The 16,404-nt window shown below is 61.4% G+C and carries 13 protein-coding genes and 1 tRNA gene; 7 read left to right on the top strand and 7 right to left on the bottom strand.

Translation table 11 applies throughout. The features are described 5' to 3' along the window. Positions 1-24 precede the first annotated feature (24 nt). From LA343_RS07345 to LA343_RS07335, 3 genes are all read right to left on the bottom strand, one after another. Complete coding sequence (locus LA343_RS07345) at positions 25-294, bottom strand: ACT domain-containing protein (protein WP_025402689.1); 270 nt, start codon at positions 292-294, stop codon at positions 25-27. A gap of 139 nt (positions 295-433) precedes the next feature. Next, positions 434-1,027, bottom strand: a complete 594-nt coding sequence (locus tag LA343_RS07340; RefSeq protein ID WP_025402688.1) for a TetR/AcrR family transcriptional regulator — start codon at positions 1,025-1,027, stop codon at positions 434-436. Between the two features lie 219 nt (positions 1,028-1,246). Then, the gene (locus LA343_RS07335; RefSeq protein WP_025402687.1) at positions 1,247-4,054 is read right to left on the bottom strand and encodes an aconitate hydratase; all 2,808 of its coding nucleotides are present in this window, start codon (positions 4,052-4,054) and stop codon (positions 1,247-1,249) included. A 338-nt stretch (positions 4,055-4,392) separates the two neighbouring features. On the opposite strand from LA343_RS07335, the gene LA343_RS07330 reads away from it, so the two are divergent. Together LA343_RS07330 and LA343_RS07325 are read left to right on the top strand one after the other, a co-directional pair. Then, positions 4,393-4,965 carry an Rv1476 family membrane protein gene (locus LA343_RS07330; protein ID WP_317986375.1) on the top strand — a complete coding sequence of 191 codons (573 nt, stop codon included), beginning with the start codon at positions 4,393-4,395 and terminating at the stop codon, positions 4,963-4,965. Positions 4,966-5,446: 481 nt separating this feature from the next. After that, a complete protein-coding gene (locus tag LA343_RS07325; RefSeq protein ID WP_025402685.1) occupies positions 5,447-7,312 on the top strand; it encodes a DIP1281 family NlpC/P60 protein in 1,866 nt (621 codons plus the stop codon). A gap of 38 nt (positions 7,313-7,350) precedes the next feature. On the opposite strand, the gene LA343_RS07320 is transcribed toward LA343_RS07325, so the two are convergent. Beyond that, positions 7,351-8,187, bottom strand: a complete 837-nt coding sequence (locus LA343_RS07320) for an Rv1486c family protein (protein ID WP_025402684.1) — start codon at positions 8,185-8,187, stop codon at positions 7,351-7,353. A gap of 25 nt (positions 8,188-8,212) precedes the next feature. Between LA343_RS07320 and LA343_RS07315 the strand changes: the two genes are divergently transcribed. From LA343_RS07315 to LA343_RS07305, 3 genes are all read left to right on the top strand, one after another. Continuing rightward, positions 8,213-9,058: a DUF3097 domain-containing protein gene (locus LA343_RS07315; RefSeq protein ID WP_025402683.1), complete on the top strand. Its 846-nt coding sequence runs from the start codon at positions 8,213-8,215 to the stop codon at positions 9,056-9,058. Positions 9,059-9,084: 26 nt separating this feature from the next. Further along, the gene (locus LA343_RS07310) at positions 9,085-9,525 is read left to right on the top strand and encodes an NfeD family protein (protein ID WP_025402682.1); all 441 of its coding nucleotides are present in this window, start codon (positions 9,085-9,087) and stop codon (positions 9,523-9,525) included. A 251-nt stretch (positions 9,526-9,776) separates the two neighbouring features. Next, a complete protein-coding gene (locus LA343_RS07305) occupies positions 9,777-11,006 on the top strand; it encodes an SPFH domain-containing protein (protein ID WP_025402681.1) in 1,230 nt (409 codons plus the stop codon). Positions 11,007-11,030: 24 nt separating this feature from the next. Here LA343_RS07305 and LA343_RS07300 read toward each other — a convergent pair whose 3' ends face one another. Together LA343_RS07300 and LA343_RS07295 are read right to left on the bottom strand one after the other, a co-directional pair. After that, positions 11,031-11,705 carry a hypothetical protein gene (locus LA343_RS07300; protein WP_025402680.1) on the bottom strand — a complete coding sequence of 225 codons (675 nt, stop codon included), beginning with the start codon at positions 11,703-11,705 and terminating at the stop codon, positions 11,031-11,033. A 113-nt stretch (positions 11,706-11,818) separates the two neighbouring features. Continuing rightward, positions 11,819-12,679, bottom strand: coding sequence for a TVP38/TMEM64 family protein (locus LA343_RS07295; protein WP_025402679.1), 861 nt, complete (start codon positions 12,677-12,679; stop codon positions 11,819-11,821). Positions 12,680-13,178: 499 nt separating this feature from the next. On the opposite strand from LA343_RS07295, the gene LA343_RS07290 reads away from it, so the two are divergent. After that, a complete protein-coding gene (locus LA343_RS07290) occupies positions 13,179-15,077 on the top strand; it encodes an HNH endonuclease signature motif containing protein (RefSeq protein WP_025402678.1) in 1,899 nt (632 codons plus the stop codon). Positions 15,078-15,270: 193 nt separating this feature from the next. Here LA343_RS07290 and LA343_RS07285 read toward each other — a convergent pair. Further along, a tRNA-Leu gene (locus LA343_RS07285) sits at positions 15,271-15,356 on the bottom strand. A gap of 359 nt (positions 15,357-15,715) precedes the next feature. Between LA343_RS07285 and LA343_RS07280 the strand changes: the two genes are divergently transcribed. Beyond that, positions 15,716-16,279: a YbhB/YbcL family Raf kinase inhibitor-like protein gene (locus LA343_RS07280; protein ID WP_025402677.1), complete on the top strand. Its 564-nt coding sequence runs from the start codon at positions 15,716-15,718 to the stop codon at positions 16,277-16,279. Positions 16,280-16,404: the final 125 nt, after the last annotated feature.

The raw sequence follows: 16,404 nt of genomic DNA, 5'->3' as shown, positions 1-16,404 counted from the left end.
GTCTTTGAGGGAGCTGGGCGGGCCTTAGATCTCGTGCATGGCGCTAAACAGTGCGTCAGACTGCACGCGGATCACGAGCTGTTCCTGCTCTTCCACGGTGGTCATGCGTTCTTGGACCGCGGTGATGTCCGTGGTGTTGTCGTCCAGTTCCACGCGCAGGATCATGGTGAAATAGTTGTCCATGATCGTCTGGGAGACGTCGAGGATATTGACCTTGAGCTCGGCCAGCGCAGTGGAGACGGCCGCGATAATTCCGGTGTGATCGGGGCCGGTCACAGTCATAATGGCAATCATGGCCCTTATGCTACAGAGGAGCTATCGGCGGCCTGCGCATTGGGGCGCAGGGTTGAATGCAGGGTTAGGTGCAGGTTTTTCGTTCGACGCCACCAGCCAGCATCGTTTCCAGCATCCACTTGGCTTGCAGCGAGCGCTGCTAACGGGCCGAGGTGTCGCGCAGCGTGTGCTCGACCGTGTCGAGGGCGGCGTGGATCCTGGCCGCCGATGCGCCCTGCGACATCTGCGCCAGTACACCGTCGAGGAGGAGCTCCAACAATTGAGTCTGGGTGTCGATGTCGATATCCGTACGCACCCTACCAGCCTGGCGTTGTTCACTGAGGCGTTCCACGATGACGTGGCGCAGCCCGCGTTGATCGTCCTGCCAGTGGCGTGCGAAGGTCGGATCGGTGTTGATGCGGCGGATAATTTCCACGCGCATTCCCCACCAGTCGCGGAAGTCGGTGGAGTCCACGAGGAATCGGATAGCTCCGATGAGACCGTCTTCGGCAGCCAGCTCGGCCATCATGTGCATGTCCTGGTGGGCGACGGCGAGAAACAGCGCATCCTTGTTGTCGAAGTGGTGGAAGATGGCTCCCCGTGATTTGCCGGTCGCGTCCTCGAGTCTCGCCACCGTGGCGCCGTCGTATCCGAACGTGGCGAAGCAGCGCCGAGCGTCCACGATGATATCGGCACGCTTATCCCGCGGGGTGTCGCCGGCGTTAGGCGTTGGGGTGACGGCTGAATTCTTCACGGTGTCGGTCCTCTAGTTAACCTCTGCTGAACTGGGTGCGCTGAGTGCTTGGTCTGGTTGGGTGCGGCTGGTTCGGTGGGGAAGTAGTCGGAGAAGTAGGAGGGAAACAGGTAAGGCGGTGGCTCCACACAGATAATTCTGTGGGAACCACCGCCTTACGTCTGATACAGCAGCATGACCGTGCCTAGAGGCACGGTGCTATGCGTGGGAAGAAGAGTGTTACTGCTTCTTCATCATGTTGCGCAGCACGTACTGCAGGATGCCGCCGTTGCGGTAGTACGCAGCCTCACCGGGGGTGTCGATGCGGGTCACGGCGTCGAACTCGATGGTCTCGCCGTTCTCCTTGGTTGCGGTGACCTTGACGGTCTTCGGGGTCTTGCCCTCGTTGAGCTCCTCGATGCCGGAGATGTCGAAGGTCTCGGTGCCCTCGATGCCCAGGGACTTCCAGGACTCGCCTTCGGGGAACTGCAGCGGGATAACGCCCATGCCGATGAGGTTGGAGCGGTGGATACGCTCGAAGGACTCGGCGATGACGGCCTTCACGCCCAGCAGCAGGGTGCCCTTGGCAGCCCAGTCGCGGGAGGAACCGGTGCCGTACTCCTTGCCGCCGAGGACGACCAGCGGAGTGTTCTCCTTCTGGTAGTTCATTGCGGCGTCGTAGATGTAGGACTGCGGTCCACCCTCCTGGGTGAAGTCGCGGGTGTAGCCGCCGGAGACACCGTCGAGCAGGAGGTTCTGCAGGCGGATGTTGGCGAAGGTACCGCGGACCATGACCTCGTGGTTACCACGACGGGCACCCAGGGAGTTGTAGTCCTTGCGCTCCACACCGTTTTCATCCAGGTACTGCGCGGCGGGGGTGCCGGGCTTAATGGTGGATGCGGGGGAGATGTGGTCGGTGGTGACGGAGTCGCCAAGCAGTGCCAGCACGCGAGCGCCCTGAACGTCGTTGACGGGCTCCGGTTCCTTGCTCATGCCGTCGAAGTACGGTGCCTTGCGGATGTAGGTGGACTTCTCATCCCATGCAAAGGTCTTGCCGGACGGAACGTCCAGGGAGCGCCAGCGCTCGTCGCCCTTGAACACGTCGGCGTAGTCCTCGGTGTACAGGTCGCGGGAGATGGAGGATGCGATGACGTCCTCGATGTCCTGGGTGGAGGGCCAGATGTCCTTCAGGAAGACATCGTTGCCGTCCTCGTCCTGACCCAGGGGCTCGTTCTCGAAGTCGAAGTCCATGGTGCCGGCGATGGCGTAGGCGATAACCAGGATCGGGGAAGCCAAGTAGTTCATCTTGACGTCCGGATTGATGCGACCCTCGAAGTTACGGTTACCGGACAGCACAGCGGTGGCGGACAGGTCGGCCTCGTTGATGCCAGCGGAGATCTCCTCGGGCAGCGGGCCGGAGTTACCGATACAGGTGGTGCAGCCGTAGCCTACGAGGTAGAAGCCCATGGCCTCCAGGTCCTTCCACAGGCCGGCCTTCTCGTAGTAGCCGTTCACAACCTGGGAACCGGGGGCGATGGAGGTCTTGACCCACGGCTTGGACTTCAGACCCTTGGCAGCAGCGTTGCGTGCAAGCAGGCCAGCGCCGACCATGACGGACGGGTTGGAGGTGTTGGTGCAGGAGGTGATGGAGGCGATAGCCACCATGCCGTGATCCAGCTCCATCTTCTCGCCGTTGTACTCGACGGTGATGGGGTTGGAGGGGCGGCCGTCAGCGCCAGCGGCGGCGGACGGGATGTTGCCCTTGGCGTCTGCAGCGCTAGCGGGAACCTCAGCAGCAGAGGAGGTGTCGTCGGTGGACGGACCCTCGGCGTCGAAGTCGCTTGCGGTCTCCTCGGTGGAGTCGTCCACGTAGTTGTGCAGATCCTTGCGGAACTGTGCCTTGGCATCGGTCAGCTCGATGCGGTCCTGCGGACGCTTCGGGCCGGCGATGGACGGAACAACGGTGGACAGGTCGAGCTCGAGGTACTCGGAGTACTGAACCTCGTTCTCCGGGTCGAGCCACATGCCCTGAGCCTTGGCGTATGCCTCGACGCGATCCAGGGTCTCCTGGTCGCGGCCGGTGAGCTCGAGGTACTTGATGGTCTCCTCGTCGATCGGGAAGATCGCGGCGGTGGAGCCGAACTCGGGGGACATGTTGCCGATGGTGGCGCGGTTGGCCAGCGGAAGCTCGGCCACGCCCTTGCCGTAGAACTCAACGAACTTGCCCACAACGCCGTGCTGGCGGAGCATGTCGGTGATGGTGAGCACCACGTCGGTGGAGGTCACGCCGGGGTTGATCTCGCCGCTCAGCTTGAAGCCGACAACGCGGGGGATGAGCATGGAAATCGGCTGGCCGAGCATGGCAGCCTCGGCCTCGATGCCGCCCACGCCCCAGCCCAGGATGCCCAGGCCGTTTTCCATGGTGGTGTGGGAGTCGGTACCGACACAGGTGTCGGGGTATGCCAGGCCGTTGTTGTCGAACACGGAGCGTGCCAGGTACTCGATGTTGACCTGGTGGACGATGCCGGTTCCCGGGGGAACAACGCGGAAGTTCTCGAAAGCGCCGGTGCCCCAACGCAGGAAGCGGTAGCGCTCGTCGTTGCGCTGGTACTCGATCTCAACGTTCTTTTCGAGGGCGTCGGAATCGCCGAATGCCTCGATGATGACGGAGTGGTCGATGACCATCTCGGCCGGGTTCAGCGGGTTGACGTCGTCGGCGTCTCCACCCAGGGCGACGACAGCGTCGCGGATGGTGGCGAGGTCAACGATGCAGGCAACACCGGTGAAGTCCTGCATGATCACGCGAGCTGGGGTGAACTGGATCTCGATGCTCGGATCTGCGGACGGATCCCAGTTAGCAACAGCTTCGATGTGCTCCTTGGTGATGTTCTCGCCGTCTTCGTTACGCAGCAGGTTCTCACCCAAGACCTTGAGGGAGTAGGGCAGCTTCTCCATGCCGGGAACAGCGCTGAGGGCGAAGTAGTCGTAGGACTTGTCTCCAACCTCGAGGGTGCTCTTGGCATCAAAGGAGTTAATGCTTTCGGTCACGATAAGCTCCTTGGATTCTCTTCTTTTAGTCGTTTCGTCGCCACCACAGGAGTGGCCGGCGCATGTATGCCCCGGTTCGTCCTCGGTGCCGTCACGGACGCAAGCACGGTGGCTACACCATCCATTGTTGCAGCATTTGCTCCGCCACGTATGTTCGACAGGGTAACAGTACGTTCGTTATGCCGCCGAATTACCTCGTGATCTGCGCGTGTCCCACCTACCCCCAGGGGGCACAATCGGGTAGAACCAGGTAGAAGCATTAATTCTGAGATATCTTTCGAACCATTATTGTTGTCCCAGCGCACCGCACCTAACCACTCATTTCCGGGAGCCCCGCAGTGATTCCTTCTGACGTCGACATCGCGAAGCTGACGCATTCTCTATCCGACGCCAACGTGGTTATAGAATCAGGTTTTCCTTTGGGACCTGACGTTTCTCCGTCATCAGTGAAAACAGCTCTGAATGTTTCCACCCAGGGGGAGACCCCGGCGGGAACTGTAAAGACGGCATACATCGCGAATGATGGCCTCACGGCTCCGGATCTGCGCGATATCGCACAGAAGATCAAGGACGCCACGGGCGCCGACACTGTTATCGTCCAGTCGCCATCCCTATCGGCTGTCGTCTCCGATAGTGCCTCGCGGTTCACGATCGAGTCCAAGACTCCTACTTTGGTGAATCCCGCCAACGCGCAGAGCGTCAATGAGATCACAGCGAGCGAGCAGGCCTTCTTTCAGTCTTTGGCCGACTCCCACCCACCCGTGGCAATGACTAATGCCCTCGTGGGTGCCGTGCTCGTAGTGGCAGTTGCGTGTGCGGCAGTCTTTGCCGCCTTGTCTCGCACGTTCACCGGGACCAGCGAGCCGACGGCCCGTGACACTAACGAGACGCGACGATCAATGAACGCATAGCTCAATAGCTATAACGTCAACATCATCTGGTCACAACTGTCACATCAGCCCCATGAGTCACATTTAGCTCATGGGGTCTTTTCGTTCCCGCAATTCACCGTAGTCAAGCCCTGAGACGTGACCTACCTCAATCAAGTATTTAGACTTGAGTAGGGTTTGCTAGCAATAATCAAACCAACACGCCACCGCGCTAGTTTTTGTGATGTATTTCACAGTAAATCTTTTTACGACTAATAACGCAGGTCAAGGCAATAGCTATGACTCAAGGGACTTACGAGACAGCTGTTACTTATGTTGAAGAAGTTCACTTCTCTGATCACCGTGCCCTAGGGTTCCACATGTCAACTTTTGTAACGGGTTGATCTCAAAGTGACATTTGAGACTGAGACCTCGGGACCGGTACTGATCACATGGGGAAGTGTGGCCAGCCGGACCGGGTCCAAGCCTGTTACGAAGCCTAAAGTTTGCAGGAGTAACCAACGTGAACCTTCGTCCACTCAGCCGTCCGCGAGCGGCGACCAACATCGCCCGGTCTTCCCGAGCCCTGCTGGCCTTCGCCGTCACCGCCGGCGTGACGTTCCAGGGCACAACGTTCGCCTCTGCCCAGGATGACGCATCTGTCGAAAGCTACCTAGCCGATCTGGTGAACCAGGCGACCGATACCAAGAATCAGGTCACCACCATGGAAGGTGAGATGGGCGGCCTGCGCGAGAGCGCGAACAAGGCCCGCGTCGATCTCACCGAAAGCCAGAAGAAGGCGCAAGAGGCGCAGAACCAGGTGCTTGATGCCCGTGGTCGCCTCAAGCAGTCTGATAAGGACGTGCAAGAGGCGCAGAAGCGACTGGATGAGATCGCTCGCTCTGCCTACGCGCAGGGCGGCGACGCTACGCCCGTGCACCTTGCGGCAGGCGGCGGCGATGCCGCAGCCGACACGTTGGATCGTGCGAGCTACATCCGCATGGCGAGCGAGAAGCAGCAAAATGAAGTCCAGAGGCTTGACCTGGCTCGCACGCAAACGGCCAACGAGGAATCCACCCTTCGCGATTCCCGCAACTCCGCCGACCAGGCAGTGTCCGCCGCTCTGGATGCGTACAAGGCAGCATCCGAGGCGCTCGCTTCCTCCCAGCAGAAGCTCAAGGACATCCAGGCTGCCTACAAGAAGCTCGTCGCTGAACGCGACGCAGCCCAGAAGCGACTGGAAGCCGCACGCAAGGCTGTTGACGCTTTCAGCAACACGCACCCGCAGGCATCGAGCTGGGATAAGCGCCGCGTTGCCGAAGCCGCAGCTGATGGTGCGGGTAAGGCTGCTGACTCGAAGGCTGAGAAGCCGGAGAACTCCGCAACGACCACGGAGTCCGCAGCTCCTGCCGAGGCTACGAAGCCCAATGAGCCCACCGAGCCCACCGAGCCCACCGAGTCTGAGTCCGCGAACTCAACCGAGCAACAGGACGCAACTGCTGAGAGCAAGACCGAGGACAAGACTCCGGCGTCCGAAGACCCGGCAACCTTGCCAGAGATGCAGGACGTTCCAACCGACTTCGAAGGTTCCGCTGCCGGCGATAACCAGCGCCAGCAGGCACTCGACGGCCTCGCAGCAGCTGGCCGAGATGCCGCCATGGCAGGCTTCGCAACCGCCAACGCGGGTGGCAGTGCTCAGAGCGCCATCAGCGCCGCAGCCAATGCCGGTCGGGAAACTGCCGGAAACGCCTACGACGCGGCGATGGGTGTCGACAACACCGGAACCGGTGGCACCGATGGCATCACCGGTACCGAAGGTGGCGCCGCGGACACCAACGCACCCCAGCGTGAGGATAACGCCCCTGTCGATGCCGTGGCCGACCCAGTTCAGGATGCCGTCAACCAGGCTCAGACCAACCAGGATCTGCCACCGTCCGATGCCTCCGTCGATTCCAGCGGCACGGCTGCCCAGCAGATCGAGCGAGTCATCGAGCGGGCCCGCAGCCAGCTGGGCGTGACATACGCCTGGGGTGGTGGCAACTACTACGGCCCCACGAAGGGCATTCGCGACGGCGGCGTTGCCGACAGCTACGGAGACTACGCGAAGGTTGGTTTCGACTGCTCCGGCCTCATGATGTACGCCTTCTACGCCGTGGGCATCGAACTGCAGCACTACTCCGGTTACCAGTACACCTCCGGCCGCCAGGTGCCGGTGAGCGAGGCCAAGAGGGGTGACATGCTCTTCTGGGGCCCGGGTGGTTCCAACCACGTGGCTCTGTACCTGGGCGATGGTCAGATGATCGAGGCGCCACAGTCCGGCTCCACCGTGCAGATCTCGCCAGTCCGCTGGGGTGGCATTGCTCCCTACGCGGTTCGCATGATCGAGTGATTCAGACCATCTGAGGCTGAAGGCTTGAGGCTGAAGCCCTAAGACAGCTGCTCACGCACCAGCTCCCGCATCGCGTAATCAATCGCCACCATGCGCGCGGTACGCACCGCCCGCATGAGAGGCAACACGTGCGGATCCACACTAGCTCCCACATGGGAGCTTTTTGTGACTTCGACAATGGCCGCCACCGTATCGGCCCGCGCCATGAGTCCCGCCGCTCGCGGCGCCATCCCCGGTGGCAGGCCTGGCAGTCCAAAGGCATCATGCAGCGCACCCACGGCCAACCGAGCTCGATCCACCTGCGACCGCCCCTGAGGCACGTAGCCGGAGGCCCTAATCAGCTGAGTAGCCCGGTCAGAGGCCTCCCGCAGCATCTGATCCGCCTCGCCAGGGCTGTACACGGGCAGGGCAGCGGTCGGACCCACAGCACGGATGTGCCGCCACTCCACGATGCCTTCGGGGTGCACGCTGGGGATGAGCACGTGGGTCACGTCGGGGTCAGCATCGGCCACCACGAGCCCCGCCCCAGCGGCGATGAGTTCCCGGGCCGCATCCGATCCCGCTGGTACGAACGCGGCATCCCCAGGCCCGGTGAGGGACAAGCTCACGAGCGGCCGCTGCTCCACACCCACGGGCGCGCCGTCCGTGGCCGCACGGACAAAGCGCAGCATCTCGGTGATCCCGGGGCGGGCTGGGGAATCGCCGAGGTTGGCGTCGGGAATAAAAGAATGAGCCTTGCCCTGAACGGCGGCGAAGGCGTCGATGAGCTCATCGGTGCTGATTGCCCCGTGGGCCCACCAGCCCAGCCATGCCGCAGTGTTCTGCACGGGCGACCACAGTTGCTCCCGGAGGGAGACTGACTCGGGATGTGTCATTCGCTCTAGCCTAAGCTGGTTGACCATGAGCTTCAACAATCGCGACCCGTACTCGGGCGATATTCTTCGTGGCCATTCTCGCAATGCCTCACCTCGTTACCCTAGGGTGACGCCAGAACTCGGCATGGTCGTGGAAGTCATTGCGGATGATTTCGTGGGTGCCGTCATCGGAGGCGAAAAGACGGCGGAGGGCGACTTCATTCGGCTCGAAGACCGCCACGGGCGCAGCCGGTTGTTCAAGCTGCGCGAGGGGGCATTCCTCCTTGAAGGCAAGCCAATTACCTTGACTCGTTACGTGGATCCCAGGATGATCCCGGCGCAGCCACAGCGAAGCAATTCGGGTTCCCGGCGGGTGGCCAACGTCCAGGCGAAGGTGGCGGCACCCTCGCGCATTTGGGTGGAGGGCGTGCACGATGCCGCGATTGTGGAGAAGGTGTGGGGTCACGATCTGCGCGTGGAGGGCGTAGTGGTGGAGTACATCGAAGGCCTCGATAATCTGCCCGCGATGCTGAAAGAATTCCAGCCGACCGCCGAGCGGCGCGTGGGCGTGCTGGCAGACCACCTCATCGAAGGCACCAAGGAAACTGCCTTGACCCGCAACGTGGGGCCGCACGTGATGGTGACCGGCCACCCTTATATTGATATCTGGGAGGCCGTGAAGCCGGCGAGCGTGGGGATCCGGCAGTGGCCCAAGGTGCCGCGCGGCATCGATTGGAAGACGGGTGTGTGCCAGCAGCTCGGGTGGGGCGACCCGCGCGACGGGTGGCGGAGAGTGTATTCGTCGGTGCACACGTTTAGGGATCTGGACTCCACGCTCATCGGAGCCGTGGAGCGGCTCATCGACTTTGTGACGGTGCCGCCGGAATTCTGAGACCGTTGCCTTTAGACTCGGTAGGCATGGGACCGATTATTTGGCTGATAGCCGCGGGAGTTCTGGCACTCGCCGAATTCGCCGTGATGGACTTTTCACTACTTATGCTGGCGGTGGCTGCATTGATTACCGCCGGAGTGGCTATCGCCGACATTCCCGTGTGGGCGGAGGTCGCCGTGTTCGCAGTATCCGCGGCAATCACGATCCTGGGAGTGCGGCCCATATTGCGCAAGCGTCTGCTCACCCCCCAGCAGCAGACTCAGTTCACCCCGAAGCAGTTGGAGGGGCAGAAGGCCACCGTTGTGGAGCCCGTGACCGATGCTGATCACGCGGGCGGCATGGTGCGGATCGCCGGCGAGTTGTGGTCGGCCCGGGCGGCGAACCCCGGCGATACCTTCGCGGAGGGGGAGACGGTTAGCGTGCTGCAGATTGACGGCACCACGGCTGTAGTGTGGAAGCACCTGTGAAGCATGTGGCGTACTCGGCAGCTCGGGCAGTTCACATGCCGTAGGGCAGTCGCGCGATAGGTCAGTCATAGGTCAGCCATAGGTCAGTCATAAAGTTAAGGAATGACCGTTTATCGGTCGAAGGGCTGACCAAAATGCTGACCAAGATTAGGTCGAAAGGCAGAACAAGAGACAAGTCAAAAGATAGATTCAGAGATAAGTCCGAAGAAAGATCCAGAGACTAACTTAAAGACAGATCGGAAGGCACGAACATGAGTGGAATCATTGTTCTCGCAGTTGTGCTTGTCCTCGTTGTCATCATCGCGATGAAATCTATTGCGCTGATCCCGCAAGGCGAGGCGGCCATTATTGAACGTTTGGGAACGTACACCCGCACGGTGTCCGGGGGACTGACGTTCCTCATTCCCTTCATTGACCGCATTCGCGACAAGGTCGACACCCGCGAGCAGGTTGTGAGCTTCCCGCCGCAGGCGGTGATTACGCAGGATAACCTCACGGTGGCCATCGATACCGTCGTGACATTCCAGATCAACGACCCCGCGCTGGCTATTTATGGTGTGAACAACTACATCGTGGGTGTGGAGCAGATCTCCGTGGCCACACTGCGCGACGTGGTCGGTGGCATGACGCTGGAAGAAACCCTCACCTCCCGCGAAGTGATCAACCGCCGCCTGCGCGGAGAGCTCGACGCCGCCACGACCCGCTGGGGTCTGCGCATCGCCCGCGTGGAGCTCAAGGCCATTGATCCGCCACCGTCCATTCAGCAGTCCATGGAGATGCAGATGAAGGCGGACCGCGAGAAGCGCGCGATGATCCTCACCGCCGAGGGTCGGCGCGAGTCGGATATCAAGACCGCCGAGGGTGAGAAGCAGGCTCGCATCCTGTCCGCTGAGGGTGAAAAGCACGCGCACATCCTCGCCGCTGAGGCCGAGCGACAGGCGACGATTCTCCGCGCCGAAGGCCAGCGTGCTGCGAAGTACATCGAGGCACAGGGCCAGGCGAAGGCTGTTCAGAAGGTCAACGCCGCCATCAAGTCTGCCCAGATCACACCGGAGGTCTTGGCCTACCAGTACCTCGAGAAGCTGCCGGAGATGGCCAAGGGCTCGGCGAACAAGACGTGGATGATCCCCATGCAGTTCGGGGATTCCCTGGAGCAGTTCGCCCGAGCCATGGCCAAGAAGGACGAGGAGGGCGTGTTCCGCTACGAGCCCAGCCCAGTGGATGACCACACGCGCGAGCAGGCCGAAGAATCCAGCTCCGAAGATTGGTTCAGCACCGCTTCGTCCCCGGAGATCGCAGAGGCGGTCGCGGCCGCCAACGCTGTGGCCAACCGCCCGGTGGATACCGAGGGCGATGTCGGGGGCGGGGTCGGGGAGACCTCTCAACGCTCGATCGGCTCGCAGCCTGCACATCGCGCGCCCGCCCCGACAGATGCTTCACAGCCGAACGCCCAGGCTGACGGGGATGCTCAACCGCAGTAGCTGCAGTGGCTGCTGCTGCGGCGGTTAGTATCCGGTTGCCGCTAGCTCGTCCACTCGCGCCAGCATGTGCACGGCCAAGCTCCACCCGGCCTGCTCCGCGTGCCAGCCAGCGGCATGGAGCCGTTGGCTCATGGCTTGCTTGCTGATGCCCACGATCTGCGCCGCTTCGGACTGCAGGTGCCCGGCCCGCAGCAGGGCAGTGGCCTCGCGGCCCTCTTTTGTTCGACGCCCCAAGACGTGCGCTAGCAAAGTAAATGCCGAGGTAATATCTTCGGCGATGTCTGCAGCCCGGCCAGGGGCGAGTACGCCGCCAGGGCCTGCCTTCTCTACCCGTACGGCCACCGATCCAGCTTTCGCTGCAGGCTTCATCGCTCGCTGAGCGGCCGCGATCGTTTCTCGGCGAAGTTCGGCCTCCTCAGCGGATTCTTCTGTTGCGTCATCGCTGGCGTCGTCGTCGAGAATAAGTTGTTCCGCACCCACAACCGCACCGATGGAGATGGCGAAGTCCCCGGCCTGAAGCAGGGAGAGTACAAGGCCCCCTGTGTCTTCTGGTCCGGTGGTCACACAGACAAAATCTTCCACGCCTTTGGCATAGATGGCGTCGACCATGCTGGACTGTTCGAGGGCGCTAGCGACATCCCGAACATAGTCAGCCCGCCGACGAGAGCGGCCGCGGTAGGAGGCGTGAACGGCAAACATGCCTTCAATGTACTCCACCTGTGGTTTATTCCGGGTTGTCTACCCCTGTGTCTTGACTATTCAGGTGCGCGTGGTCTGCTCGTGTGCGTCGGCTGAAGTGCTTGGCCTGCTGCCTAAAGTGCTTGGCTTGTTGCCGTGCGTCGCCTGATGTACTTGGTCCACAGGCGGAACTCCCGCGCGGACAGAATGAAGCCAGCGGTTACGACCACCAAGCTCACGAGGAGGACCCACGGACTACTGCCGGTTGCCACGGCATCCGTGGCCATGACAGTTGCGACAGTATTCGGAGCAGAGCCGAGGACCGTGGCAGCGAGGAACGGGATGACGGGGAACGCGCCGAGACCGCAGGCATAGTTGAGAAGGAAGAACGGGACCGCAGGCACCATCCGAAGCCCTAGGACGGCTACCCACCCGCGCTCCACGATGACGTCTTGCAGGCTGGCAAGTCGGCCGTCGGATGTGACGCGTTTGTTGACCCAACTTCGGCCGAGCAGGCGAACGAGGGTGTAGGACAATGCCGCGGAGATCGCGAGCCCAAGCAGTGCGAGCATGCTGCCTTTAAGGCTGCCGAAAAGAACGCCCGCAGCGATGGTCCACACGGTCCTGGGGACGGGGAATTGGGTGAAGGCGACCATGAGTACAAGGTAGGCGAGTGGCGCCCACACGCCGGTGGATCCGACCCACGTGCGAATGTCGTCGACGGCGGGTGTGGGGACAGCAATGACGGCGACCACGAGCGCTACGGGGATCAGAATGCTCAGGAGGCGGTGCTTGAGTTTCCAGCTCCACCACGCACGGAACGCGCGGAGGACTACGTTGCGAGGGCGGTTGCTGGAGCGGGGATTGCTGGTGGTGCGGGAGCGGTTGGTGGAGCGGGAGCGGTTGCTCGTGTCGGCGTTGGTACCGGAGCCCGAGCCATCGTGTGCGCCGAATTGGCGTTCCGCGTTGGGCGGAAAGTTCCGCTCTGAGTTCATACGCATCATTGTAGAACGGAGGATTGACGAGCCAGTAGGGAGGTTCACTAGACAGCGTGGGGCTAGTTGAGGCTCGTGTTGCTTGAGGGGCTGGAACTTTAGTAACGGTGATCAAGGGGCGGGGGCTGTAGAAATGGTGGTCAGGGGGCGGGGACTGTAGAAAGCGGGGCGACAAGTGGGGAATCTGCAGGCTAGACGCAGCGGGCAGTCACTGTAGAGACTTAGGCGGCTCCTGCCAACCGCACCTAATAGGCGTTCGCTTGGAACTCCCCTTTTGAGTGCTTGCCGGAACCAAATATTTTCGAAATTGTTTCCGAAACCTCTTGCTGGGTGTCCCACACGCCTGTACTATAGAAGGTAACAACACCACACGGGGGCACCGCACTGCGGGGAAACGCCAACCATCATCCGAAAACATTGGTTTTCTACCAGCTATAGCGAGTTATGCTTCAAGCCAAGTCAGGGACCACAATAGGGGAATCGTCGGGGAACCACCATCATGGCCACCACACCACACACCATAGAACCAACCAGAAAAGACGAACACACAAACGATACCAGTATCGACAGTGTCGCTGATCTGACCACGCATGTTGATGTCATCGAAGCGTCCATGGCCACGGTCACTGACATCCTCACCACACCGACCGCCGAGTTGTTCCACACCCACCGCGCCGACATCATCCGCCTGTTGAAAACCATCAGCCACACCGACACCCTGTACGCCGCATTCGCTTACGCCGCCCACGAAGCGGGCATCTCCCGTGTGGCGGGCACGACACGCACATCGACCTACCTCGCCAGGTTGTTGGACACTTCCGAATACCAAGCACGACAGTGGATCAACCTTGGGATAAGCCTGTATAAACCACCTGAACCACCCGCAGATAAGACCACCACCACCCCTGAGGATGACGCAGCCAACAATGACGACGATGGTGATGGTGCTGCCCAGAGTCGTGCCGACCAATTCGCCGAACGCCGCCGGGCACACGAGGCCCACCAAGCCCACCTGGCCGCCCAAGCCCAGGCACGGAAACAAGCCCGCAAGCTCTCTGATGCGAAACTGGCGGAGATCAACCGCGAACTCGAACACCTCCACCCCAGCCTGCACACCGAGCATCACCACATCCTGTTCGACAACGCCACCACCATGGCAACCACCACCACCGTCGACGACCTCAAACTCCACCTGCGCACCCAAGTCCGCACGTTGAATAGCACTGTGGTGGATCCGACCGCTGACTACCGGGCGCGCAAACTCCTCTGGTCACCCGCCGACACCCACGGCAACATCCGCCTCACCGCCGTCCTACCTAGGACTGGGCATGCATTGTTGGAAACCCTGATGTCCCCGGCACGGCTAGCGGCCTTCGATCGCAGTCGTGGGGTGAACACAGACGAGGACCGTAGGACCATGGCGCAACGCCGGGCGGATGTGTTCATGTCCATGTTGGAAACCTGGGCCGAGGATGCTGACGCCGCCACCGCCCCACGCACACGAGGACTCGCCTCTTTGGTGGTGGCACTGTCGGCCAAGGACCTCACCACACTACCCACCACCAATGATGACGCCGGTGATGGTGCCGGTGATGGTGCTAGTGCCATCACTAGCGGCACTGCCACCAGCGTCGCTACCGGCAGCATCTCGAGCGGAGCCGTTGACTCGGCACCCGTGGCACCTGGTACTGCCGAGTCGCTCAACGCACCTAGCGTGTGGTTTCCCACCAACACCAACGCCCGGCTGCACCCGATCGATATTCTCCGACTGGGGTTGGCTGAGCATGATCTGGGGGTGGTTCTCGATCCGGATTCCGGACGCGCCCTTGCTTCAGCGCGGATGAAGCGGCATGCCACGGTGGAGCAGAAACTCATGCTTGTTGCTGAGCAGCTGTGTTGTGCGTATCCGGGGTGTAACCGGGCTGCGGTGGACTGCGATGTTCACCACATCAAAGCCTGGTCCCATGGGGGACGAACGAGCATTGATAATTTGACGTTGTTGTGTCGGACGCATCACCGGATGAATAGGGATCAGCATGATGGTGGTGTGGGTATGGGCCATGCCGAGGTTGATCCGGATTCCGGACGCGTCGGCTGGCGCGAAGCCCGCCACACTCATGAGGGCTTACCGGACCTGCCTGGGGCGCCACCACCAACCACATCAACCACCGCGCGGGAAGGATCAGGCACTGTTCAAGAGCAACCATCCCGTGGTGGCTCTGGCGCACGCCCGCGTCCGCACCCGCGGTTGAGTGACACAGTGGTGGTCAATACGTCCACCACCGCCAGCCAAGCCCCCGGAGCCAAAGTGACCGACCAGGACTGGGGTAGCACGGAGGTTCAAGCACTGTTCGACCCACCACAACCCACACGGCGCCGCAGTGATCGAGCATCATGACCGACCACCAACACCCAGCAACCCTGCACCGAACCCCACCCCAAACCCGAACCAAACCAATCCGAGCCGGTCCGGAATCCGGACGCAGCCACACGAGAACGAAAGAACTGGGAGAGCCTTAAACCTTGCCCCGAAGCATTAGCCACGCAAAAAGAAAAACCACCACCGGTCGAAAACCGATGATGGTGAAGTGTGTCCGGAGGGGGACTTGAACCCCCACGTCCGTTAATAGGACACTAGCACCTCAAGCTAGCGCGTCTGCCATTCCGCCACCCGGACAGGGATGCGATCCGACCCCGTGGGCCGTAGCTCCCGTCACTTTAATGCCACCCGTGTCTTTTTACAAATTCCCAGGTAAATTACCCCTTTCGGCACGATCAATTCACCGAAGAAGATTCGTCGCCAACACCGCCGACCACAGATCGGTCCGACCGAGCGCCGAACAAGTACCAAACGAGTGATGAACTAATGACAGGGAGCGTCCCCACGTGCAATCAACAAGCAAGCATCCAGCAAGCGGATAGCAAGCGGCCATCCAGCAACCGAATCAAGCAAGGACTGAGCAGCCCAGATAGTTTTTGATATATCCCCATAACCTATACCTGCAGGCTAAGGCCCATTTCAGTATTCTTGGGCACATGTCGAACGCGAACACCAATCACAAGCCCACGTACATCGACGATCGGTTCCCCGGTCCTGATCCGTACGCCCCCTTGGCCGACCTTCCCGCGCTGAAGGTGACCAGCGAATCCTTCAACGATGGCGACCGCCTTCCCGAAGATCAGCTGGCCGAGAAGAGCATCTCTCCGCAGCTGTCTTGGGAGCCCGGCCCCGAGGGAACCAAGACCTATGCGGTTACCTGCTTCGACCCCGATGCCCCCACCGCCAGCGGTTTCTGGCACTGGGCCGTGTTCAACATCCCCGCCGATGTCACCTCCCTGCCACTGGACGCAGGAAACGACAGTCTCACCGAACTTCCCGAGGGCGCCGTTGCCTTGCGCGGCGATAGCCGCTCCTGGGGTTACTACGGCGCCGAGCCCCCAGCAGGCCACGGACCCCACCGATACCTGTTCGCCGTCCACGCTGTAGGCGAGGAGCTGGATATCAACGACCGGCAGACCCCCACGGTCCTGGGCTTTAATTTGAATTTCAAGGCTACGGCCCGCGGCATTATCTGGGGATGGGCCGAGACCGAAGCCTAGGTGCGAATGGTTGGGCTCAACCGCCACAGTTGGCACCGAGCCCAACCACGCTCCACAACTGGGCGTCGACCCCCAATCCGACGCGCGCTTATCCCGGCGTGCGATCTCATCTCGGCGCGCACCCC

Source organism: Corynebacterium falsenii (assembly GCF_020099275.1).
GTDB lineage: Bacteria > Actinomycetota > Actinomycetes > Mycobacteriales > Mycobacteriaceae > Corynebacterium > Corynebacterium falsenii.
The sequence above is the reverse complement of the archived record's forward strand: the minus strand, read 5'-3'. Positions and strand labels throughout refer to the sequence as shown.

Coding starts and splice junctions, on each gene's coding strand:
- LA343_RS07320 (WP_025402684.1), bottom strand. CDS start 8,187: ATGACACATCCCGAGTCAGTCTCCCTCCGGGAGCAACTGTGGTCGCCC.
- LA343_RS07280 (WP_025402677.1), top strand. CDS start 15,716: ATGTCGAACGCGAACACCAATCACAAGCCCACGTACATCGACGATCGG.
- LA343_RS07310 (WP_025402682.1), top strand. CDS start 9,085: ATGGGACCGATTATTTGGCTGATAGCCGCGGGAGTTCTGGCACTCGCC.
- LA343_RS07315 (WP_025402683.1), top strand. CDS start 8,213: ATGAGCTTCAACAATCGCGACCCGTACTCGGGCGATATTCTTCGTGGC.
- LA343_RS07305 (WP_025402681.1), top strand. CDS start 9,777: ATGAGTGGAATCATTGTTCTCGCAGTTGTGCTTGTCCTCGTTGTCATC.
- LA343_RS07300 (WP_025402680.1), bottom strand. CDS start 11,705: ATGTTTGCCGTTCACGCCTCCTACCGCGGCCGCTCTCGTCGGCGGGCT.
- LA343_RS07290 (WP_025402678.1), top strand. CDS start 13,179: ATGGCCACCACACCACACACCATAGAACCAACCAGAAAAGACGAACAC.
- LA343_RS07345 (WP_025402689.1), bottom strand. CDS start 294: ATGATTGCCATTATGACTGTGACCGGCCCCGATCACACCGGAATTATC.
- LA343_RS07295 (WP_025402679.1), bottom strand. CDS start 12,679: ATGAACTCAGAGCGGAACTTTCCGCCCAACGCGGAACGCCAATTCGGC.